Raw genomic sequence first — 23,319 nt, forward strand, 5'->3', positions numbered from 1 at the left:
TAAATTAAAACATCTCTATCCGATTATAAGTATTTAGATGTTACGGAATACTAACATCAATACCAGTAAATTCAGGCATTTCAATATCCAGAAAAATCAAATCGTAGAATTCACCGTTTTGTAGATGCTCACATAGTTCTTTCCCGCTGTAATAGATATCGATATCAATTGCAATGCCTTTATTGGTTGTAATTTCAATCAAAATCGTTTCGAGTTGTGTTCCTATTTCGACAGCATCATCTATAATTGCAATTCGAATCATGTAATCACCCCTTTGCTTCCATAATACCATAAAAAATCTTAAAAAGCAAGGGGACTAAAAGCTTTTCAATCAGAAATTCTAAAATAAAAACATATTTTTTATTTTGTCGAATCCAAACTTTATCAAAAATATACTACTTATAATATTATATACAAAAACGACCTGTTAGAAACACTTTCATAGCAGATCATTTTTATAAGATTAATTCAATTATTTGTTTATTCGATACGAAGATTTTCAATTATAACTTTTCTTTCACCGCTAAAGTTTTTCCTATGAAACACAAATTTCAATTCAGAAACATCTTTCCAAAACATAAAAGTACTTTGGAATTGAGCAAGCGGAATTTTGAATTCTCTCAAATCCTCATTTAAATAAATCTCGTAGGAAACGTCAATGCCATTAAGGCAAATTTCAATGTCCAAAAAAGTTATTCCTTCAGATATATAAGCTTCAAAGCACAAGTTTCTATCATTTGCAATATAATTTGTAAAATTTCGTTTTTCAGCAAATACAACAATGCTACATAATTTACTTTCTGTTTTTCAAAATTTATTATAGCAGTTATTTTTTCTTGATTAGATTCCTTTTTAATGATCTTACAACCATCATTCTCCAAATCATCAATACAATAACTTCTTGCAAAAGCCATATTAAATTTTCGATTATTTTCTAAAGTCAAATTCAAAAACTCATCTCTAGCATTCTCCCAATGCGTCTGATTAGGATGAATACCAAATTTGTCATTTAATATCTTAAGAAACTCATTAAAAGCTGCTTTTGTCATGTTATCACAAGTTCCTAGTTTTATTCCAACTTTATTTCTTTCTACAACGCCTTGTACATCATTAAAATCAAATCCTGGAAGCAAAATACTTAAACTATCTGCCTTCCGTAACCAAACAGCTCCCATTTCATTTAGACATACAGGGCTTGCGTAATAATTATCAGATAAAAAGTAAATCGCATATATATTTTCATCAGAAATCAGCTGATTTAGATATGCATAAATATCATTTCCTATTGCAATTTTTGTTTCTGGTACAGAAGAACAAACAATATCTTTCTCTGTAAGTCCAATTTTGTACATAAACGAAACAAATGCATTAACGACTTTCTCATCTTTAGAAGAATGACTTAAAAATAATTTGTAACTCATTTTTTCTCTCCCTTTATGGAAAATTTAGCATCTAATATAAGTATACAGCATCTTTTCGTAAATAGCAATACTATTTTCGAATTTTTCGATAATTTAAGCTGCATTAATCTGTTGTGTTTCTATCAAAATATTGCTTTTAACAAAAAAACGATAGCCTCGACCTACCGTTTTATTTTACCCTATCGTTTTTTTGTTGTTTCAGAAATGCAAACAGCCTGCCAGAAAAACGCTCCCCAGCAGGCTATTTTTGCTTGGTAAAGCCGAAAAAATCACGCATTTTCGGCGTTTTTCCAAAAAGAAAGCACTGCACAATTGTATCATTTGTGCAGTGCGGTTATGGTTGCGGGAGCCAGATTTGAACTGACGACCTTCGGGTTATGAGGGATTTATTTCACATTTTCGATACATTTCAGACATACGCAAATCGTACGATAATGGCGATATTGCGTTATTTTTTATTTTGACGTTCGTCAGCTTACGCACTGCGTACAGTATATTGGGGTCAGTTTTGGGGTCAAAATTAATCCATCTATTTGATTTGCCAACATTCAATTTCACTTTACAGAGAGCCGTGTAAGTTCTTCGATAGAGTATGCCACATAATCAAATTACAATCTATGTCGCATGTATAAAACGTTTTCCTTCTTTTTATTTAAGTGATCAAGTATTATAAAAGCTTCTAAATAAAAGATCTTCATCAGTATGGAAATAAATAGAACCCGATTGTATTGTATTCGACTTTAAATAACTGTAGCATTGAGTGCAAACTTTTTCTAATTATTTTTTCTCTGAATGATCACTCATCATATATGCTTGAAAATTTTCTTGGCTATCAATTTGAGTGGGTAATTCTGTTTTCAGCCTTGTACAGATATCTGTAGTTAATTCATGTATTGCATTATAGATTCGTTCATCATCTTTATTCAATTGAGAGGGATTATTGAACTCAATTTCTGAATAATCTTTTCCATTAGCAAAAAATGCCTCATAAAAAGATTTTACATCTAATTGCCTAGTTAATTTGTTAATTTCAAATATATTGGTATTGTTTTCCTTGAAAATGTATTTTTCATCAAGTACTTGAAATTCTATTATTCTTTTCATATCGTTTCCACCTTCTTTGTAATGTTTCTAATCCACCTTCAATATGTGTAGAGATAATATCTAACATACTGTAATTATCATCGTAATATTCTAATGCACCCGATTGAACAACAAAAGTCCCATCGCTATCCCGACCCAAATACACAACATTATCTACATCAAGGTTAACAATAAACTGTGGATTATGAGTTACAATAATAACTTGCCGGCGTTCTCCCATAGTTTTAAAGCGGTCGAGCAAGTATTCTCGAATAGACTTTTGGGATATATTGTCTTCTGGTTGATCAATAATATAAATGCCATTCTTATCACTTGCATAAGAAAGAATATCAAAGTATATTTTTGCATTTAAACCAGCTGATAATTCATCCGTTTTATCGTGACCAGATTCTGTAATAGTAAATTTAGGCTTAAAATCCTCATCAAGCATTTCAGAAATTTTTTTCTTAAGCTCATCTAACGCTCCAACTTCAGGTCCGTCGTATCTTAACAAAGCATCTGTCAATTCTTCTTGAGTCATGTCAAGGATAGGTATTTTAGTATCTTTTTTTAGTGCATTTTCAAAAAGTGACCAAATATATTCTGGCGTAATTTGAAGAATGTTTAGTCTACTATGGAATTCGTAATTGTAAATATTATAGGTCTGCAATTGAATATTAATTGGTTCAAATTCAATGACTGGACGAGCATTGTTCTGTAGTCTGATAATAATATCAATAATATTATCTTCAGCCTTTTTTATTGCTTCTTTGTAGGAAGAAAGTTTTTTGTGTGCATCTGATGTAGCTCTATTATATTTTGCTTTGAATTCCGATAAGACTGTTTGAAAAATTCCAATGACTTGGTTCTCGTTGTCAACACTTGATTTTCTCAAAATAAAGCGTCTAACTACAATGGACAACTTCTTCTCAATAGCCTTTAATTCTTCTTTATCCTCAGGTGTTACAGTTGGATTTTCAGAAATTGTGTGCAATTCTTCAATTATTCTTTTTATAGACGAAATAACATTTCCTAAATTTTGTGTTTTCTTGCTATCTTTACTAATTTGACCAACAAAAACTAGGCTTTCAACATTTTTATCATCAAGTTTTTCCAATTCCACTCTGCCAAGATTACATATTAACGAGTCAATCTCATATTTTTCTTGCAAATACCGATACACTTTGTCTAATTGACGTTGAACTTGCTCACGATAAGGCGAAGGATCAATGGCAGGAGGATAAAAATCTTTAAGAAACTCATCCGATTTTATAGGATCATCTTCAAACTTTTTTCTTACTTCTCCTTGCATATCAAATCCAAATATCATATCTTGGGTAATTTCAGATTGAACAACAATATTATTTGCTTTGAGATACTTATCATAGCTACTAACTAAGCTTGCTTTTATTCCACCTTTTTGTCTTTTGCAATAACGTGTTAATTTGTGTAACAATAATGATTTCCCAATGGAATTATCACCTATTATTACATTTATTCCTCTCGAAAGTGGTATTGTATATTGTTTGTTTGATATAGTAAGATTTATTTCTGAAAGATACGATTCAGCTACATTAAAAAAGCTATTCACTCTTTTTATCCTTCTATGATCCGTAATTGCCATAACTAGCCCTTTAAAAGTAGGCAAGCACTTTACAAATGAATACACAAATTCAGAAGAATCAGATGACGTTTCCTTGGGATATACTCTCCAATCGTGACAATCAGAACCTGTGATAAAACGAATGTTTTCTTCTAGATTTTCCTTAAAAAGAAACGCCTTATTAAACACTTCATTTCGTCTGTTTTTAAACTCAAAAGCTTCAAAATAGTCAGTTTCTATAAATTCTTCAAATCGCAATTGCCCTACACTGTTAGCATCGCTTTTCTTAGTTTTTTGACTAGTGATTGTATTCTTTTGATGTGCAATTAATACTGTGTCAATCTTAATATCTCGCAAAATTGATAGAAAAGTTTCTTCCGAGTATGCCATGCCTCTATCATACTTTGGATTTCCAGATGAATCATTAAGAATATTGCTAATGTTTTTTATTTTTTCATCATCGGAATCATCAAAAATAGCGATAACATGAACAACAACTGATTTAAGGTCTCCTTCAAATTCAACTGAGAATTCAATTCCAGGAAACACTTTGACAATAGAGCATCCCTCTATTTGTTCGTAAGATTTTAACGAGCGATATATATCATAATTAAATGCATCATGATCTGTTATCGCACATATCTGAACTCCATTCTCATTTAGTTTCTGAATAAGTATATTTAAATTATCTATGGTGTTAAATGCGACTTTTCTCCCATCTTTACTAAAAGAATAGCATGAATGGATATGCAAATCGAGTTTATATCCTGAATCAACTATTTTCATATTTTTCCTCCGTTTACTCTCTATCAAATTTCTTGCATAAAGTATCACATATTCTTATTATTGCATTTATCGTTAATTCGTATATAAACATTTTTACAATCAGACTGCACTAGCAGTCATTGAAGATGTGAAAATCTATAATAATTATATCACATCTAAAAATAATTTTCAAGAGCTTTCACAAAATAAAATATAATTATCATCAAGAAAGCCAAATGTATATATAAAATGAGGAGCAGGATATATCCTGCTCCTCAAGTCATTTTCTGATTATTCCCCATGGATTCCTCAGTTATCCCAATTTGTTCTCAAATTTCTCGCAACGCATACCAGCGCCCTTTTGCAGGTTCCATTTCAAGCAAAGACATTTTGCAGTAGTTTCAAACTTCCAAATTCCGTGCTTTGCGTCTTGTGGTCTGATATACTGATTTGTTAAGTCGTACCAATATTTACAGAATGCACAGCGTTGATTTTTATTTCCATCCAACTTAAAGGCTGCCATCATAATTTACCATCCCCTAAAAAAGCTTTTCACTTTATTGAAAACATTCCTTGCTCCATTTGCTACTCTAGATACAACAGATTTTGCAGCTGAACCAACTCTTTTAGCAGTCTCGATGATTTTAGAGCCGACTTTTGTGCCTGCCATTTTTCCAACGACACCGCCTGCAAAATGCCCCACTGCAGCACCAATTGGACCAAATACTGCACCAATTGTTGTTCCTATTTTTTTGCCGATCTTAGAGCCGATATTAATTGCCTTAGACTTTATAATTGCAGCAACTGTAGCAACACTTATATTCTGCATTTCCTTTAAACCATCGGCAATTCCAATTTCTCCGCTTGCAACTCTTCCAAGTGTTTTTACATTTTCAATGGCTACACCAGCAATAAGTGCACGGCTCTCAGTATCAGATCCATCCACAGGAAAAACATTATTTCCGTTCGCTATTTCCATTGCACCAGCTGTTGCAATCTTCAAGCCAGAACTTGCTCCGTTTATGATCGACTCACTGATAAGAGCCTTATCCGTCAAAACAGTCTTCAATCCATATTCCATGGTTTTCTCATATAAATCACTTGCTGTAGTTCTTAATGCCGTATCTCCAGCCTGACGAACGGTCTCAGTAACAAGATCTTTCATCTTGTACTTATTCCACATTTCGTCATTCCACTCTTCTGAATCTATGACTTCGACATCTACTATTTCCTGCTGTTCGTCCGAATCGACATATTGATTTGAAACAGACGTTAAGGCAGAATGTGCTTCTGTCAGTTCATAAGCCTGTTGCCCAACAGACTGCTGCGAGGATATTTCCTCCTGAAACCACGCCTCAACAGATTTTCCAGAGTTCATAGCATTGTGCATAGAATCCATAGTCTTATCATGAATTTGGATTGTGCTGATGATTTCATTTGAAATTGTCGATATTTCCTCTGGGCTTTTATCAGGCAGACATTCCATAAGGTAGCTGTTCAGCCATTCTTCAACTGTACAGTTATCTTTCTTTCCAATATAATCACTTATCGAATCCTTCAGAATATCTGCAAACTGCTGTGCTTTATCTTGAGGAAAATTTTCACTTATAAATTTCTCTGTATTCATTGTTTTCTTCCTATGCAGACGCATTCTTGAATTTGCGAGTTTCGTACTCTTTTGATAGTTTGTTCAGTGACTCCTTCATGATTTCCGAAAGAGAATGTGTGTTATTAATTGATGAAATAATGTAATCGGTCGAAAGACTTGTTTTGTCATCAGCAAAAGTATTTTCAACTGCATCTTTCACAACACCCTCAATATCGGCACCACTGTAACCCTCGGTTTTACTAACAAGCATATCAAGATCAATGTTACTCAAATCTGACTTACGTCGTTTGGCAATATGTATTTCAAAGATCTTTTTCCGTTCTTTTCTATTCGGAAGTCCTACATAAAAGATCTCATCAAATCTTCCTTTTCGCATCAATTCAGGAGGCAGTTTTGTAATATCATTTGCAGTTGCAATTACAAAAGCTGGACTTGTTTTCTCCTGCATCCAAGTTAAAAAAGTTCCAAATAATCGAACTGTAACTTCACTCCCAGAGCCATCAATTCCTGCAAATGCTTTTTCAAGCTCATCAATCCAAAGTACACATGGTGAAATAGCCTCTGCAAGCGATATCGCCTTACGCATATTTTCTTCAGACTCACCAACATATTTCCCCATGATTTTACCCATGTCAAGTCTTAATAACGGTACTTCAAAAAGTTGTGCAGTTACTTTTGCGGCAAGAGATTTTCCACAACCTGGTACACCAGCAATGAGTACACCTTTAGGCATATCCACGCCAAAATCCATTGCTTTATTTATCGACTTATAAACCTTGGCCTTTCTTCTAAGCCATGTTTTCAAGCTTTCAAGTCCGCCGATATCGTCGGGACGTTCTTTCAACGGAATCATTTCCAGTATGCCGGATTTCATAATCATTTGCTGCTTCTGTTCAAAAATCAAATTTAAGTCCTGTCTTGTAAACATACCATTTTGAGCAAGTGCCGTAGCTAGCAGACTTTCTATTTCAAACTCTGTAAGTCCTTTGAAGGAAATAGACATTTCCTCCAGCAAACTATCTGAAATTGGTGAATCCTGTTCTTCTGAAAAACGACCTATCTGCTTTTTAATTTCATCCTGTGTCGGATATTCCAGTTCCACAATTGTAATGAATTTTTCAAGTTCTTTCGGAATTTTTACGATCGAAGAGACAATTACTATAACAGTATCCAGACCTTGAGAAATCTGTAATGCAACGTCTTTCAGCAATGCTGTTACTTCTTGTTCTTCCAAAAAACCGATTGCATCTTTCAATACAAGAAACTTTCTGTCAAGTTCATTATCGCTGTCAAGCAGACGAAGTGTCTCTACAAGGTTCTTGCCCTTTATCAAAGGCTGCTTTGTACGGAAATCAACAAAGCCCTTTGCTCCGTTCCATTCGAGTCCTTCTCGACTGCCCATGACTTCTTTAATTATTGCATCAGTTTTTATTTCTTCAAAAGAATTGATAAAAATAATCGGGTAACCCGCATCTACATATTTTATTAATTGTTCTTTTAACTTCATACTTTTCTCTTTTCTAAATAGTATTAAAAAATATCAAAGAAACCATCTGTCCTAAGTTCGTCTGTTATCGATGAAATTTCGTCATTTAATTCACGGCCTATTTTCTGCATGTTTTTCTTCATTGCCTCATCATTTTTTTTCAGTTCTTCAAGATCTGAATCTGACAAAATTCGGCTGCTTTCGTTGATTTTTCTCCTAGTCTCATCCACATTCTCTTTTGCAACTTCATTTCCATTTGAAGCAGCAAGTTCAAACCAATGTAATGCAAGATTATAATCTTGTTCGACACCATCACCCCTAAAAAGTAACACTCCCAATTCATTCTGAGCCCCAGCATATCCTTGTTCAGCCGCTTTTTTATACAATTCAACAGCTTTTTCATAGTTCTGTTCAACGCCATTACCATCTCGATAACAGGACGCTAAATTATTACAAGCAAATGTATTTCCATAAGATACTGCTATTTCATAATATTTGATTGCTTCAGTCATGTCTTTTGGAACAATTTCCCCTTCGGCATATATCACCCCCATTCTATTAGCAATATCAGCATGTCCAAGTGCAGCCGCCTGTTTTCCATAAATAAGCGCCTTTCTTTTATCTACATATTTTTTAGGTACTTTTCCACAAAAAAAATCATCCATATGTAGATAATACAACGCTTCACACGAAAGCATATCTTTTTTAGACGCACCAAGCTTAGTAAACTTAAACGCATTATCAAAGTCGTTTTCAATAAAATAAATATAACCAAGATACCCCATTGCTATTTTATCACCCTTGTTTACCATCTTATGCAACAGTTCTTTATACTTTGAAAATTCTTTATCGACACTAATGAAGTCAAACACATTTCCAAGTTCAGCACCTTTATTGTTTAATTCTCTCTCTTTTTCTTTATTTATATAGACTTTTCCATAAATTAAACCAAGTAAAGTAAATGCTCGTGGATTTTTTTCTGCTATGAGAGTCTCGAGAATATTTATTGCATTTTCAAACTTTAACTGCTCCATCAATCTTTCTGCCTGATATAAACGATCTTTATTTGTAATGCTAGAGATATCCCATCCAAAGCAAATATTGACAAAGTTTATATTAAGAGAAGCAAAATTCACGTTGTCATAAGCTCTGAGAAAAACAATTGGATCATCTAATCCAATATACATTACATTTTTAACTGTAAGAGGAATATTAAATTCGCCTTGACAAAGATATATTGTTTCTTTTCCATCGTCAAGTATATCGTATAGTTCATCTTGATTGAATGCAACACAATCCACATTATTAATTATCTCTTCGTCATCCGTAATTTGACGAAGCAGCATAAGCTTTTCATTGCGTCTTTGGATCTCTTCTAAATCAATTTCCTCAGTTTTCACATCGTCTGAAACGCCAAGAATTGACATCAGTTTTTGATTCAAATCTGTTTCATCAGTGGATAAAGCCCTGACAGCCATAGCCTCATTGTCATAATAACGATCCTCTAACCAAGTCACAAGCTTACCATTCGTAAGGTACCCAAGGACACTACTAAGATCAAAATTTTCTCTCAGTTCTTCAATTGTCCTTACATCTGTTCCGTTCATCTGTAACGGAAATCTTATCTTTTTTGCCATGCTATATTTCACCTCGAATAATTATAAACTTTCTCCAAGTCTTTCAAGTGATGCTTTTGCATCTTCATTTCCCAGTTTTGCAGCTTCTCTATACCATTTTATTGCCTCTTGTATGTTTACTGCCACGCCATATCCATTTTCATAGAATTCGCCTAATTTATTTTTTGCCCAATCATCACCATTATCAGATGCCTTTTTGTAGTATTCAAAAGCCTTTCCATAATCCTGAGTTACACCTTTTCCATATTGATAGTGCCACCCTAAATTTGAAATACAAGTATTATTGCCGTTATCAGCCCCTTTTCGACGCCATTCTATCGACTTTTGATAATTCTGTTCAACCCCATTACCAGAGTCATAACATTCTGCGATAGACTCTTGAGCATCAGAATTTCCGCCTTCAGCTGCTTTCAAGCACCACTTTGCAGCCTCATGATAATCCACATCTACTCCGTACCCGTAATAATAGAAAATAGCCATATTCATTTGTGCGGTTGTATCTCCAAGTTCAGACGCTTTTTTATACCATTTTAATGCTGTTTGATAATTTTGATCTACACCATTTCCATGTTCGTAGTGCCAACCTAAGCCAACAATAGACAACGTACTTCCAAGTTCAGCACCTTTTTGACGCCATTCAAATGATTTTTGGTAATCTTGCTTTACGCCATACCCAGAGGCATAGCATTCTGCTAATACATCACAAGATTCGGCTATACCAGATTCAGCGGCTTTTTTACACCAATAAACAGCCTTTTCATTGTTTTCTTCCACACCCTCTCCAAAATAATAGCATTTGCCGATACTGTTTTGTGCAGATTTATGTCCTCTTTCAGCAGCTTTTTCAAACCACTTCGCTGCAAGCGTCAAATCTTGTTCTACCCCATCACCATTATAATAACAATCTCCCAGATTAAATTCAGAAAGAAAATAACCTTGCTCAATTGCTTTTTTATAATATTGTATTTTTTTCCCTTCTCCTTTTCTCGAATAAACACATCCAATTGTATTTGTTGCTATTGCATCCCCTTTTTCAGATAATCTTTCTAATGTCCTTAAATTTATTTTTGCAATTTGTGAAGCACTTATATAGTTATTGCACGCAATTATATCTCCCAGATCAAATGTTTTCTTGCCTAAATTATATGCTCTATCACTTTCATTTTTTACAAAGTACAATATAACACGCAATAACCAACACGCTCTTGGATTATCTGTTCGAACAAGATTTTCAAGCATTTTTATCGACTCGTCGTACTTCCCCAAATTGAATAGGTTTTCTGCTTGATATAAATTGTCTGCACTTGAAACGCTTGAAGTATCCCAACCGTAATAAATATCGACAAATTTTAAATTCAAAGAAGAAAAGTCCACGTTATCATATGCACGTAAAAGAACAGACGGATTGTCAATACCAACATAGGTAATGTTTTTAATGGTCAACGGTACTTCAAAATCACCCTGGCATAAGTAAATCATTTTTTCTGTACCTGTATCAAGAATGTCTAATAAATCATCTTGATTAAAAGCCACTGCATCAACCTTTGCAATAAGCTGTTCACTCTCATCTAATTGCTTTAGTAAAGCAATCTTTTCATTTCTTCTCTTTACCGATTCAATGTCAATATCACTTACTTCTTCAGAGTATTCTACTTTTAGAATACTGCAGATCTTTTTAGACAATTTTTCATCCGCAGATGACAGATTCTCTATTGCATCAGCTTCCCCATTGTAATAACGGTCTCTAAGCCATATCACAAGCTTGCCATTTGCAAAATATCCGAGGACACCCTCAAGGTCAAAATTTTCTCTCAGTTCCTCAATCGTTCTTACATCTGCTCCATTGATCTTTAGTGGAAATCTTATCTTTTTTGCCATGTTCATTCTCCTTAAAATGTTAGAGGATAAAGCGTCTATTTCTCAATCAACCTACTACTGACACGAAATGTTTGACATCAAACTTTTCTAAAGTTGACATCAATATATTCAATAGTATCTTCAGGATATATTCCGACAGTGCCTTCAAGAATAATCTCATTATTACAAACTGGACAATTCATAGACTCACTTTCTATTATCCATTGGGTATCTATTCCCATACTTTTTTCACTGCTTGTTGAACCCACAACCCATTCACTGCAGTTCATTTCAATATCACTTTCACAGCAGGGACATTTTACTTTTACCAATACATCGATCATGTCATCATTTCCATTCTTCAAAAATTTTTATGGAGTTTCTTTTTAATATATAGTGTATCACATTTTTATCCTTCTGTCAACACTTTTAGACACATAATTTATGCTCTAATAGTCATTGAAACTTGCTTTTAAAGCTGTTAAAGTATTACTTAATTGTACATTTAGCACAAAGGAGGACGAAATGGACATCGATCGTGAACGAATTTCATATATTATCGGACAGCGAATCTACACCTTTCGCACACAGAAAAAACTTAGCCAAGAAGCACTTGCCTTTGAGTCAGAAATATCTCCTGCCTATTTGGGACGAGTAGAACGAGGAGAAAAATGCCCTACTATCGAAACTCTCTATAAAATCTCCAAGGGTCTAAAAATCCCGCTCCATGAACTTCTGGATGTTTCCATAGAAGTAAAGCCAACCAATATAGAGGCTTTCCACAGAATCCAAACAGCAATGCAATGCCTTTCAGAAGAAGAATCGGTGGAAATCGCCGAAATTGTAGAAAAGATGATCGCTTTCAAATATCATCAATCATAAAAAATTCGGTATGCCCACAAAAAGGACATACCGTTTTTTCATGTTCTCATTTTCATCTCTATATACTGTTCCACCGACTCAACCGGCACCTTGTACCGGTTACCCTCTTTGAAACCTTTCAGTTCACCCGTTTGCAAAAGCTTATAAAACGTGCTTCTGCCGATTTTCAAAATCTCCATGATCTCTTCTCTTGTAAGTATCTCCTTTGTTGTAAGCATATGCGACCTCCTATTTCCGTCAATGCTCGTTGACATATCGCTCAATTTCTGATGCAGGGATCAGCGTTTTTCTGACGCTTAATCTCTTACACTGCAATTCACCCTGTTCGATCAGTCTGTAAACTGTATGCACACTCAAACCCAGCATATTTGCTGCCTCGCTAACTTTCAGCAAATACTTTGTTTCTGTGTACTGTAGAGCTACCATAATTATCACCTCCTGCTCTTTACTAATATGTTCGTATTTTTTTGGAGCATTTGGTGTTTTTTTATACGGCTTGCTTGGATACACAGTCTTTTTCATAGGATACTATGTGTAGTTTCAAGTTATATCGGATTTCCACAAGTTATCCCAGTTTTCCACGAAAAGAAAAAATGACTGAACCGCTCGGAATTTGAAAATCAAAATAATCCGATGCAATCCAGTCATTTAAACGTCCTATAACCCACTCCACACCTACACTGAGAACAAGCCATTTCGCCACAATGCAGCCAAAACCAAAACAGGCTCAATCACACTGCCACAGCATCAGAAACACCTTGATAACCTTTTCCTTTCTCAGAACCATATTGTGTTACCCAGGACTTATCTCCTGTAACTCGTTTGATATAGTCCAGAAAAGCATACAGTTCTGATCTGTTCCCTGCGAACATTGTCCCGTCTATATAGCTGACCGAGTTCATAACAAAATGAGCATGATAAACCGACGAACAACCACCATATCTCTTTGAGCAGGGTTTTCGGTGTATTGCGTAAACGATCTGATACTTGTCCGAGAAATAAGCGGCAATACTCCGGCTCATAGATTCCGCTCGCTCATAATTATCACCCCAAGTCGATCTTGCATCATACACGACAATAAAATGAAATGCCGGATTTCCGCTTGTCTTACCGAAATATTTCTTCACGGAAAGAAACTGCTCGTAAGCATTGTATATATCCACGTTCGGACTATAGCGTTTATCATAGTCCGTATGTATGCCCATCGTATAATTCAGAACGTTGTATAAGTAGTGTAGTTCATCACTCGTGTTTCTGATTACTTTAAAGATTCCCATAAGCTAAGTCCTCCCTCTACAAACAAGCCCATCTTTTTCTCCAAGTTTGCATACTTTTCTTGCGGTGATACAGAAGTAAATAAGCCGTCCAGATCATGTGCTTTCTGCCGCAGTTCCTCTTTTCGAATATATTCCGTGCTGTCAATACTGTCCGCAATTTCAAGCACCATATTCACAAGTTCCTGCATCCGAACTGCCATTTGTGGTGTAATGCTATTGTTTCCATGTACGGCACAGTCCACCATATAGCTGCTAAACGTCAGATTCTTCTCTTTTGCCTTTTCTTCAATTTGTTGTACTTGTAACGGGGAGAGCTTAATGCTCTTTGTAATGGACTTCTTCTCTTTTTCACTTCTCATGATAACTCCTCCTTCTGGTTATGTGATGATATACAATACAATCATGTGATAGTGATATATACTGATTATACTACATACTCTATTATGTTATATATCATAACAATATATATGTATACTATATATATCTACTATGATTACTAAGCTATATACTATTATTGATAATGATTACTATTTGCTATTTAGTAAATTCTGCAAGACAGAGGTAATGGTAATACCTCTGTCTCCCTGCATCTGATTTGGCTACATTTGTATCGATATGACTGCATAACAGCTGATTTATCTCGATTCAGCTTTACTTTTATGTTAGGTTATTTGTAGAAAAAAGTAATACTTTCTTTCGTGAATCATATACCAGATACTGAATCGCAAGAGTTTCAAAGCCTCTCATAAACCGCCTCTTAAACACACTTTCCAGGAATAACACGTGAATCATTTTTTGCTTTTCCAAAAAATTTGTACTCTTTTTCTATTTTTTCAGTTTGCAAAATGCTGAAACCCTGCTGATTTTGAAAACCCAAAAAGTTTTTTTCTGAAAAAGAGTACACTTTTTTATTTTTCTCCAAAAACTTGATGGCAGTAATGTTTTATGCTACAATGTGATAAGAGGTGATCTTATGCCCGAACCATTCAGTTATCACATGGCAACAGCCTACCAGAAAGCATTCAAAGAGTTTCTGACATACACCAGACTGTATGAAACTCTTGATAATGAACAACCCTATAGCACATCGAATTCCTTTACTTCAAGAGAAATTTTCGAGAGAAGAGATTCCAGCGGCATCTTAAATAAATCCAAAAAACTATTGCGACTTGACATCAAATCTTATGCAACAAACGATCCAGAAAAATTCAATGTTTTAAAGCTGATGTACTTTTTATTTCATACGTGCTATCCCGCATTCTCCTCCCAAAAATCGATTTCCATTATCGATCTTATCGCAAATCCTTCTTTGGAACACACGGATAGTCCCAATGCTGTTTATGGAGAAAAGTTTGCCAAAGACCTTGCTGAACTTCGTCAGGGTGTAAGCCATCCTGAATATCGAGAGAAGGAAATTGAAAGGATCGCTGATCACTGGCAATATCTCCAAACTCATCTGTGTCAATTCGCAATGGGTGAAACCCACACGAAAACTGACGAATTAAAAAGAGCGATTGCAGAACTTCAATTTTTTATCGAAGAAATCCAAAAGAATGGAATCCTTGAAAGCAAGCACGAAGGAGAGAACGTCATTGACACTTTTTACAACATAATGCTCTCCAGCCGTATCATTGCAAAAGTTGAAGATTGCCGCCGAAGTTCTTATGAGTTTCCTGATGCAAATCGATTTACACCAAAAGTCATTGCATTGAATGATCACGCAGTTTTTTCAGAGCACATGACCTGGGAATCATTTTTTCCCCTCATAGACAAGAAGCATATTGATCTCGAAAATGAATCGATCCATCATATATGGAGTTTTCTACTCTTAAAAGAATCTGTGACAATGGAAGATATTATCCGCACTTCAAATTCAAGCTATCAATTTGCGATTCGATTTGCTCCCGAAGTTTCAGAGCTCTGGAAATCCAAAAAGAAAATATCTGTATTGGAATGGGTTATTATTGTACAGGAATTGATGTCGATTTCCGAACAAAAGACATCTTATACAGATCGATATATTCGATACTATGGCAGCGGAAAACATACGCTTACCTCAGCAGTCAAGCTATTGCCTCAGGCACCTGAACTGCCAAAACAGATTCTTATAAAAAGACTGACTCTGCGTTTTCTTTTATCCATCGGAGCAAAGGATGTTATTCAGGATCTGATTCAGGCAGATAAGTGTCTTTTAAAACTGATCCAATTGATATTCTCTCCACATAGTATTGAAACGAAAAAGTATTTACATCACAGCCTCTATCCGATCGTTTTTTGCAATTTTCACATCTAGTTTTGAATTCTGGATAACGTTATATTCTCTCAATGCTGACATTTTTAAGGTTTTATCTGCAAAACGTCAAGACCTTTCCAACGTAAGAGTGGAACCAAATTTTCAAATTTATCACAGGCTGATTATCTGCCTTTTGTGCTGGGATAAACCATACCGCCGAATTCGTCTGCCTGGAGTAAAAGAAATCGTACAAGAAGGAATTCATTATATGAGTAAAGTCAAAGCTCTCTCCATGGAAGACGAAAATTTCAAAAAAGCTATAGAGATAAACAGGCAGCTTCCACTTGTCGAAGGTTCACTTGATACTTTGGTCAATGAACTTGCTGACGAAATCATTTACCTTTACGATACCACGCAAAATTACAAGCGAGAACCCATTCTCAGCAGAATATTCACCATTCCGATCTATCTCGGAGAAGATCTGAATTATCTTTGCTGTGTTCGGTTCTTACTTTACAAACAGACAAACAAACTGGATATTTTATGGCTTGGCAATTTAAAAGATAATCCCGATACCTCATCTCAATTGCCTGCTCCAAGGTGAAAGTCCATTTCATTTTTTTGAGAAAATCAACGTAGTCGATTCTCCTGATTTTTTGTACAATATAAATAGCAATACACCAATTGTATTGACTCTATACGATATTTTCAGGAGGAAGAAACCATGAGCTTTCAGGATGTTTTTGTGTTTCAAGGAGAAAATGAACCGGTACAACAGAATACAACAGTAACTGGAAATCAAAACCCCTATTACGGTCATCCAAATCAACAAGTATATCCCAATATAAATATGCCGCAATCCTGCATTCCGCAACAAGAACAAAATTCTTCCATTCAAGCGTTAAGTCAGATGGTCAATCAAAGTCTGGCATATGTCAATCAAGCAACAAATGATTTAAAAGTATCACAAGAAGAAAATCAAATGCTGAGAATGCATCTGGAAAACATGAAACGCACAAAAAAGGAACAACCAGACTTGTTTACTATCAACAGCAGCAATATTGGAATTTGCGTCCATAATGGCAACCGTACAACAATTGGAAGAATTAAAATCAACAGCGTCAGAAACTATGCCATTTGCGATGAAAACAGCTATAAAAACGTTTTCCAAATTGCATATCAGGATACAATCGGAAATCCTCGAACAACAGTAATCACAGAAAAAGAGCTTACAGAAAAGAAACTGGTCAGCCGATTTCCTGGATTCACATATGTCTGCTCCAGTTCTAAAATGGCCGATCGCTTTCTTGCATGGTATATCACCTCGATGTACCAAAATGATTTTGCGGACATGATTCCATACCATGCTGGATTTTCCACATACATGAAAGAGGAAAAAGAATACGCAAAATTTTATTGCAATGATGGTTCTATACCGCCAGAAATTCTTTTATGCTGTTCTGAAAACATCCGCAGCAACTACATGACAGGAGATAAGAAGGCACCTGAAAAAATCAAGTCTTATGTTGAAAAATATCTGAACAAACCGGAGAAACGTATGCTCTACATCATTTCTCTATGCGGAATTTTTTCAAGTATTCTGGATGATATTCACTACCTGCCAAAGCAAATCGTTGTAATTTCCTATCCAAATACCGATTCTGCAAGACAGGCAGCGTTCTTTCTGCAAGGTTTTAACAGAGGACAAACACCGATTTCTTTTGATACAAACAAAGCCAAAATCAGACGAGTTTTTCAAAGCACGAAAGACGATACGATCGTCATCAATGACTGCAATATCATCGATAACGAAGCAAGAAGAAATGAAGCACTTCATTACATTCTGGCACTGCATGAAGATAATGAAACATTACCACACTGCACTGCGATTCTCTCAAACTTTGCATCATCTGTTCTCGAAAAAGACAACAAGATCTATATCAGCCTCAGCGATGACTTCTATACAGAGATGACACAGGAGGAAGAACACAAAATGTGCTATGCTCTTAACTGTATCACACGCTATCTGATTGACATTGCCTGCGAAAATTTCAGTGAATTCAAAAAATTTATTTTATCAACTTGTAAGAGACTTATCCAGCAAAAGAATATTGTCAATGAGATCTGTCAAGATATACATACCGAACTTCCAAATATGCAAAGCAATATCAGTTTTGCTGCCATTCAAAGCATTGCATCTTTTGTGGAATTGCAGCTATCCCACTCATTTAACAGCAATGACGTTTCCAATTTCCTTCTGCACTCCTATATAGAGGCAAACGCAATTTCTGCGGACAACGATGATGTGATCGTCAATGACTTTTCTGCTGTCCTGCGTCAATGCATTCAATCCGGAGATATTTCAATCGTTCTGCACAGCAAAGAAATGAATTACGTTGCAGGTGCATATCAACTCATTGTAAAGGATGATCTGATCATGCTGGAAGAATGTACAATTCGGAATGTGATCCTTCCGAAAATGAAAACAACGAACAGTGTGCATAATATCATCAAAGCTTTGGATCATGTGGGACTGCTTCACGCAACAAAGAAAAAGCGATATCCATTGACGGTTTATCAGAATGGAGCGGCTCAAAGAGTGACTTTTCTGGCAATGGAATCGGAAGGCATTTTCGATAAAACATTATGCCTGAAGATTCAAGAAAGCAAGTATGCTGCATGGTTCTCAGAAACTGCTCCTGCTGAACACCTGCTTCCTATTGCAACCAACCGACTGGGAGAAAAGGTATACCAAAGATACGAGTTCGAGAAAGCTGACAATATGCACTGCTTCTATCTCGGTCAAAGCGGAAGCGGAAAAACCAACAGTCTTACGGAACGTATGTGCAGTCTTTTTCGGGCTGGTCAGAAAATCGTGATATTAGACACCAGTGATTCCTTCACACGAGCAGCAATGCTCCAGAATCTTTCAGCTGGCAGAGATGATCATGCGAAAGCACTGGCAGACCAATTCATCACCGAAAATGTAACATTTCACAAGGTCGAAGAGCTTGGTGTCCCAGTAGATCTTCTGAATCTCCAATATCCAAGTGTTCCCGAAACCAAACGAAAAATCATTGACGCCATTGTATCTGCACACATTCAGAATATGGGGAAGGTTCAAAAAGCTGCCTTACGCACTGGAATCAGCGATCTTATGGAAAACAGATCGGTCAACATGATTGATCTGTACGAACGACTAACCGACGAATCTATGTCTGACAGCCTTGTCATGCAGTTTGAAGATATGCTCTCTTGCTTTCTGGAATATGCCAGCAGTGACCGCAGCTGGGGCGAATTCTTTGATGACAGCAAAGGCATTATCGTCATTTCAACAGATGCTGTATCTTGTTCCAGCGGCTCTGCACTTGTGGATATGCTTCTGATGTCACTGTTCTACACGCAGCGTAACAACCCGACACAGCATATTGCCGTGTTCATTGATGAGATCCAGAATCAGAATTTCAGTCCCAATGGTGCGATCTCGCAGATTCTAAAAGAGGGAAGAAAGTACCACATCAGCTTGAACTATGCAACCCAATTCCTTCCCAGCAACAACAAAGACCTCCTAAAGGTAATCAATCTTGCAGCACTCAGAGTCTTTTTACAGCCCGATACCATTTCGGCAAAATCAATTTCCAAGGCCATCGGAGTTCCTGTAACAGAACTCACTTCCATGGAACAGGCGAGTGTTACATCAATGGCAATCTTTACAACCACAAAGAACACGGCTTGAAAAACGGCGTTGTTCACGGATACACTTTCCGAAACTTCGTTCCATTTCAGACGAAATTCTGATGTGAAGCATACAAGACAACCCACAAGAAATTCAAAAGGCAAAGTACACTGATGTACTTTGCCTTTTTTCTGTTTTTCAATTGTATATCATTATCGTGAATCTGTGCCAGGTACTGATGATACGATCATGTCGACCGCATAGAAAAACCGCCTTCGGGCGGAACATAGGGACATAATAAATCAGCGAAAGGAGGTATACGAATGTTTCAGAACAAGCGATTTTTGACCAGAGGTGTGCAGGCAGAAATACCAATGGAGCTGCAATTGTTTCTGTGGAACTGTATCGACCAGTTACCAGAAGAACGGGACTATTTCCAGGTATTCAAGCTTGATGTATCCAACGGAAAACAGCACATCCACCACTTTTCGGAGCAGCCGGAGTACAGCAAGGAATATATGATTGACCTTGCCAATCCAGTCAATCAAAAGGTCTATGTCATTGATGACATAGACCACTCGACCATGCTCTTAGCAGAAGAATATTAAACCCAAACACAAAGCCCTACCGAAGAAAATCGGTAGGGCAATTTTCATTTTACGGAGGAATTTCAAATGAGTGAAGAAGTAAAAAAAGAACAGAACGAACAAGAAGAAACCTTGTATTGTGAGTGCTGTGGCAGCCTTATCGATGACGATGACTATACGGAATGGAATGGGCAAATCATCTGCTCCGACTGTCTGGAAAACCACACCACCACCTGTGAATGCTGTGGCGAACGCATCTGGGACGAGGATGTTTATGGCGATAACGACATCACGCTGTGCAGTCATTGCTACCATCACAACTACACTAGATGCAGCTGCTGTGATGCTCTCTTACACGAGGACGATGCCTACTATCTGGACGGCGAGACGTACTGCCGTGACTGCTACGAGGATGAGCGAGAAGAGAGCAATCTGATTCACGAGTACGGCTACAAGCCAAATCCCATTTTCTACGGCGAAGGCAACCGCTATTTTGGCATCGAACTGGAAATTGACGGAGCAGGCAGAGACGATGATTGTGCCGAAGAACTGCTGGACATTGCCAACGCCCATGCAGACCTGCTCTACATCAAGACAGACGGCTCTCTGGACGATGGCATGGAACTGGTTTCCCATCCCTGCACTATGGACTATCACATCAACGAATTTCCTTGGGAAGATATCATGCACCGTGCCGTTCGTCAAGGCTATCGTTCGCATCAGACAAGCACCTGCGGCTTGCATCTTCATGTGAACCGCAACGCATTCTCCGACAGCCAAGAGGGACAAGACGAGGTGATCTCCAGAATCCTGTATTTTGTGGAGCATCACTGGAATGAACTCTTGAAATTCAGTCGTCGTTCGGAATACGCCATGAACCGCTGGGCGGCAAGATACGGCTATGAACATACCCCAAAAGCAATCATGGACAAGGCAAAAAAGGGCGGCAACGGTCGGTATGCTGCCGTGAACCTTTGCAACTATCACACTGTGGAGTTTCGCCTGTTTCGTGACACTTTGAAATACAACACGTTCATTGCGACCATTCAGCTGGTCAACCGTATCTGTGATTCCGCCATGTACAACACGGACGATTCTATTGCAAAGTTGTCATGGTCGGATTTTGTGGCCGACATCACAGAGCCAGAGTTGATTCAATATCTGAAAGAGCGTCAGTTGTACATCAACGAAGAAGTTTGTGCAGAGGAGGAGATGTAAAATGTGTGCATTATTTGGTTGGCTGGACTATAAGGGCATTGTGTCGGACAGGTTGTTGAAAAAACTAACACAGGCTCTGGCAAATGCCGCAGAAGAACGAGGAACAGATGCGTCTGGGATTGCCTATGTGAAAGGCGGTAAGGTCACCATCTACAAGAGACCGAAACCTGCCCACAAGATTCGATTCAACGCACCAAACGGCACAAGAGCCGTTATGGGACATACTCGTATGACCACACAGGGCAACGAGAAGTTCAACTACAACAACCACCCCTTTTATGGTCATGCCAACGTAGAATTTGCCTTTGCTCACAATGGCGTGCTGTACAATGATAAGGAACTGCGTGTGGAAAAGCACCTGCCGCAAACGCAGATCGAAACTGACAGTTATGTTGCAGTGCAGCTGTTGGAGCAGCAGGGCAAGTTGGACTTCGATTCACTCAAAAGCATGGCAGAATCTGTGCAGGGTAGTTTTTGCTTTACCGCCTTGGACGAGGACAACACGCTCTATCTGGTGAAAGGTTCAAACCCAATGTGCCTGCTCCACTTCACAGAGCTAGGTCTTTACGTTTATGCCTCGACCGAAAGCATTCTGAAAAAGGCATTGCAGAAAGTTGGTTTCCACAAGTATCCGTTTGAAGTGTTGCATGTGGAAGAGGGTACGATCTTGAAGATTGACCGTTATGGGTTTTTAAGCGGCTCCACCTTTGAAGTGCAAGAAAGTTTCCGGTTCGGCAAGTGGGTTGATTGGTATGATGAGTTGGAGGAGGAGTACTACACCCAGCAGGAAGAATTGCTGTTGGAGATGTGCAGTTGCTATGGTGTGACAGAAGATGACATTTTCCTGTTGCTGGACTATGGTTACTCTGCCGATGAGATCGAGGAAATGCTGTGTGATACGACTTTTCTTCATGATACGATTTGTGCAATTCAGTGTCAAGAAAGCAATACGGCAATCTTTTAAATGTTTTGGCTGTCTCAAAAGGTAAACTTTTTGAGGCAGTCATTTTTTTCTCAAAAACCTGTGCCAAAAGGTCCGTTTTTGACTTTTGGGACGTCCCAAAAGTGCCTGGACTTTTTGAGACAATTGGAGGTGTTTTTATGGACAACAGAACGTTTGGCTATGCCCGTGTTTCCAGCAGAGAACAGCACGAGGACAGGCAGATCGAGGCTCTCACAAATTATGGTGTCAGCAGAGATAATATCATTGTGGACAAATGTTCCGGCAAAGATACCGAACGTGAGGGTTACCAATATCTGAAAAAGCAGATTCTCAGGAGCGGCGACACGCTGGTCATCAAAGAACTGGACAGATTAAGTCGCAGCAAATCTGACATCAAGCAGGAGCTGGAGTATTTCAAGTTCAACGGCATTCATGTCAAAATCCTTGACATTCCAACTACATTGACCGATTTTCCGCCGGAGCAGATGTGGGTCATGGATATGATCAATGCGATTCTGATTGAGGTGCTTGGGAGCATTGCGGAAAATGAACGGTTGAAAATCAGACGCAGACAACGTGAGGGGATTGATGCGGCGAAAAAGAAGGACATCAAGTTTGGGCGACCAACGCTGGAACTGCCCGAAAACTGGGAAATCGTGATGCAGGCTGTTGAGGCAAAGCAAATCACCGTGTCCCAAGCCATTGGTCAACTGCACATCTCCCGTTCCTCTTACTACCGGCTCAGACAAAATAATCCATTTTAATCGGATATGCAACAAATCCATAAAATCACATAGGAGGTATCCGATATGGAACGCAAAAAGAGAAACCACAACGAAGGCAGCATTCGGGAACGGGCAGACGGCAGATTTGAGATTCGTGTCACAGCAGGCTACGATTTTGAGATCGGAAAGCCGAAACGTATCTCCTACTATGCCAAAACTAAGGCAGAGGCAATTCAAAAGCTGCACGAAGAGGAGTACAAGATCCACTTTCAGAAACACGTTGACCCGACTTCCACCACCTTTCTCGACTGGCTGCG

22 protein-coding genes and 1 pseudogene are annotated in these 23,319 nt (G+C 37.5%); 9 read left to right on the top strand and 14 right to left on the bottom strand.

Translation table 11 applies throughout. The annotated features are described in order from the left end of the window. Nucleotides 1-40: 40 nt before the first annotated feature. The 10 genes from DXB92_RS11675 to DXB92_RS11725 form a co-directional block, all read right to left on the bottom strand. On the bottom strand, nucleotides 41-262 hold the full coding sequence (locus DXB92_RS11675) for a response regulator (RefSeq protein WP_181977052.1): 222 nt from the start codon (nucleotides 260-262) through the stop codon (nucleotides 41-43). 218 nt (nucleotides 263-480) lie between these two features. Next, nucleotides 481-687, bottom strand: a complete 207-nt coding sequence (locus tag DXB92_RS11680; protein WP_022411421.1) for a hypothetical protein — start codon at nucleotides 685-687, stop codon at nucleotides 481-483. Nucleotides 688-692: 5 nt separating this feature from the next. Beyond that, entirely contained in the window at nucleotides 693-1,421 is a 729-nt protein-coding gene (locus tag DXB92_RS11685; RefSeq protein WP_117733992.1) for a hypothetical protein, read from the bottom strand. A 777-nt stretch (nucleotides 1,422-2,198) separates the two neighbouring features. Next, entirely contained in the window at nucleotides 2,199-2,525 is a 327-nt protein-coding gene (locus DXB92_RS11690; RefSeq protein ID WP_117733993.1) for a hypothetical protein, read from the bottom strand. After that, entirely contained in the window at nucleotides 2,494-4,893 is a 2,400-nt protein-coding gene (locus tag DXB92_RS11695) for a PHP domain-containing protein (protein WP_117733994.1), read from the bottom strand. The genes DXB92_RS11690 and DXB92_RS11695 overlap by 32 nt, the downstream gene beginning before the upstream one ends. A 508-nt stretch (nucleotides 4,894-5,401) precedes the next feature. Beyond that, nucleotides 5,402-6,499, bottom strand: a complete 1,098-nt coding sequence (locus tag DXB92_RS11705; protein ID WP_117733996.1) for a hypothetical protein — start codon at nucleotides 6,497-6,499, stop codon at nucleotides 5,402-5,404. 10 nt (nucleotides 6,500-6,509) lie between these two features. Then, on the bottom strand, nucleotides 6,510-7,988 hold the full coding sequence (locus DXB92_RS11710; protein ID WP_117733997.1) for an AAA family ATPase: 1,479 nt from the start codon (nucleotides 7,986-7,988) through the stop codon (nucleotides 6,510-6,512). Between the two features lie 23 nt (nucleotides 7,989-8,011). Continuing rightward, entirely contained in the window at nucleotides 8,012-9,604 is a 1,593-nt protein-coding gene (locus DXB92_RS11715; protein WP_117733998.1) for a tetratricopeptide repeat protein, read from the bottom strand. Between the two features lie 21 nt (nucleotides 9,605-9,625). Then, nucleotides 9,626-11,482 carry an SEL1-like repeat protein gene (locus DXB92_RS11720; protein ID WP_181977054.1) on the bottom strand — a complete coding sequence of 619 codons (1,857 nt, stop codon included), beginning with the start codon at nucleotides 11,480-11,482 and terminating at the stop codon, nucleotides 9,626-9,628. Nucleotides 11,483-11,559: 77 nt separating this feature from the next. Beyond that, nucleotides 11,560-11,805 carry a hypothetical protein gene (locus DXB92_RS11725; protein WP_117734000.1) on the bottom strand — a complete coding sequence of 82 codons (246 nt, stop codon included), beginning with the start codon at nucleotides 11,803-11,805 and terminating at the stop codon, nucleotides 11,560-11,562. A gap of 181 nt (nucleotides 11,806-11,986) precedes the next feature. Here DXB92_RS11725 and DXB92_RS11730 point away from each other — a divergent pair, with 181 nt between their 5' ends. Next, nucleotides 11,987-12,343, top strand: a complete 357-nt coding sequence (locus DXB92_RS11730; protein WP_117734001.1) for a helix-turn-helix transcriptional regulator — start codon at nucleotides 11,987-11,989, stop codon at nucleotides 12,341-12,343. Nucleotides 12,344-12,381: 38 nt separating this feature from the next. Here DXB92_RS11730 and DXB92_RS11735 read toward each other — a convergent pair whose 3' ends face one another. The 4 genes from DXB92_RS11735 to DXB92_RS11750 all read right to left on the bottom strand — a co-directional run bounded on the left by DXB92_RS11735 (nucleotide 12,382) and on the right by DXB92_RS11750 (nucleotide 13,979). After that, nucleotides 12,382-12,561, bottom strand: a complete 180-nt coding sequence (locus DXB92_RS11735; protein ID WP_117734002.1) for a helix-turn-helix domain-containing protein — start codon at nucleotides 12,559-12,561, stop codon at nucleotides 12,382-12,384. A gap of 19 nt (nucleotides 12,562-12,580) precedes the next feature. Further along, entirely contained in the window at nucleotides 12,581-12,769 is a 189-nt protein-coding gene (locus DXB92_RS11740) for a helix-turn-helix domain-containing protein (RefSeq protein ID WP_040646831.1), read from the bottom strand. A 305-nt stretch (nucleotides 12,770-13,074) separates the two neighbouring features. Continuing rightward, nucleotides 13,075-13,620, bottom strand: a complete 546-nt coding sequence (locus tag DXB92_RS11745) for a relaxase/mobilization nuclease domain-containing protein (protein WP_117734004.1) — start codon at nucleotides 13,618-13,620, stop codon at nucleotides 13,075-13,077. After that, the gene (locus DXB92_RS11750; RefSeq protein WP_117734005.1) at nucleotides 13,602-13,979 is read right to left on the bottom strand and encodes a hypothetical protein; all 378 of its coding nucleotides are present in this window, start codon (nucleotides 13,977-13,979) and stop codon (nucleotides 13,602-13,604) included. The genes DXB92_RS11745 and DXB92_RS11750 overlap by 19 nt, the downstream gene beginning before the upstream one ends. 614 nt (nucleotides 13,980-14,593) lie before the next feature. On the opposite strand from DXB92_RS11750, the gene DXB92_RS11755 reads away from it, so the two are divergent. From DXB92_RS11755 to DXB92_RS11790, 8 genes and pseudogenes are all read left to right on the top strand, one after another. Then, entirely contained in the window at nucleotides 14,594-15,913 is a 1,320-nt protein-coding gene (locus DXB92_RS11755) for a hypothetical protein (protein ID WP_117734006.1), read from the top strand. A 208-nt stretch (nucleotides 15,914-16,121) separates the two neighbouring features. After that, complete coding sequence (locus DXB92_RS11760) at nucleotides 16,122-16,457, top strand: hypothetical protein (RefSeq protein ID WP_117734007.1); 336 nt, start codon at nucleotides 16,122-16,124, stop codon at nucleotides 16,455-16,457. Nucleotides 16,458-16,577: 120 nt separating this feature from the next. Further along, nucleotides 16,578-19,589, top strand: coding sequence for an ATP-binding protein (locus DXB92_RS11765; protein ID WP_117734008.1), 3,012 nt, complete (start codon nucleotides 16,578-16,580; stop codon nucleotides 19,587-19,589). A 263-nt stretch (nucleotides 19,590-19,852) separates the two neighbouring features. Further along, nucleotides 19,853-20,137 carry a DUF960 domain-containing protein gene (locus DXB92_RS11770; protein WP_117734009.1) on the top strand — a complete coding sequence of 95 codons (285 nt, stop codon included), beginning with the start codon at nucleotides 19,853-19,855 and terminating at the stop codon, nucleotides 20,135-20,137. 66 nt (nucleotides 20,138-20,203) lie between these two features. Further along, the gene (locus DXB92_RS11775; protein ID WP_117734010.1) at nucleotides 20,204-21,334 is read left to right on the top strand and encodes an amidoligase family protein; all 1,131 of its coding nucleotides are present in this window, start codon (nucleotides 20,204-20,206) and stop codon (nucleotides 21,332-21,334) included. Between the two features lies 1 nt (nucleotide 21,335). After that, nucleotides 21,336-22,298: a class II glutamine amidotransferase gene (locus tag DXB92_RS11780; protein WP_117734011.1), complete on the top strand. Its 963-nt coding sequence runs from the start codon at nucleotides 21,336-21,338 to the stop codon at nucleotides 22,296-22,298. Between the two features lie 137 nt (nucleotides 22,299-22,435). Beyond that, nucleotides 22,436-23,041: a recombinase family protein gene (locus DXB92_RS11785; RefSeq protein WP_117734012.1), complete on the top strand. Its 606-nt coding sequence runs from the start codon at nucleotides 22,436-22,438 to the stop codon at nucleotides 23,039-23,041. Nucleotides 23,042-23,086: 45 nt separating this feature from the next. Beyond that, nucleotides 23,087-23,319 (top strand): annotated as a pseudogene (locus tag DXB92_RS11790) (site-specific integrase); the annotation flags it as partial.

Source organism: Ruminococcus sp. OM06-36AC, from assembly GCF_003438725.1.
GTDB classification, from domain to species: domain Bacteria; phylum Bacillota; class Clostridia; order Oscillospirales; family Ruminococcaceae; genus Ruminococcus_C; species Ruminococcus_C callidus.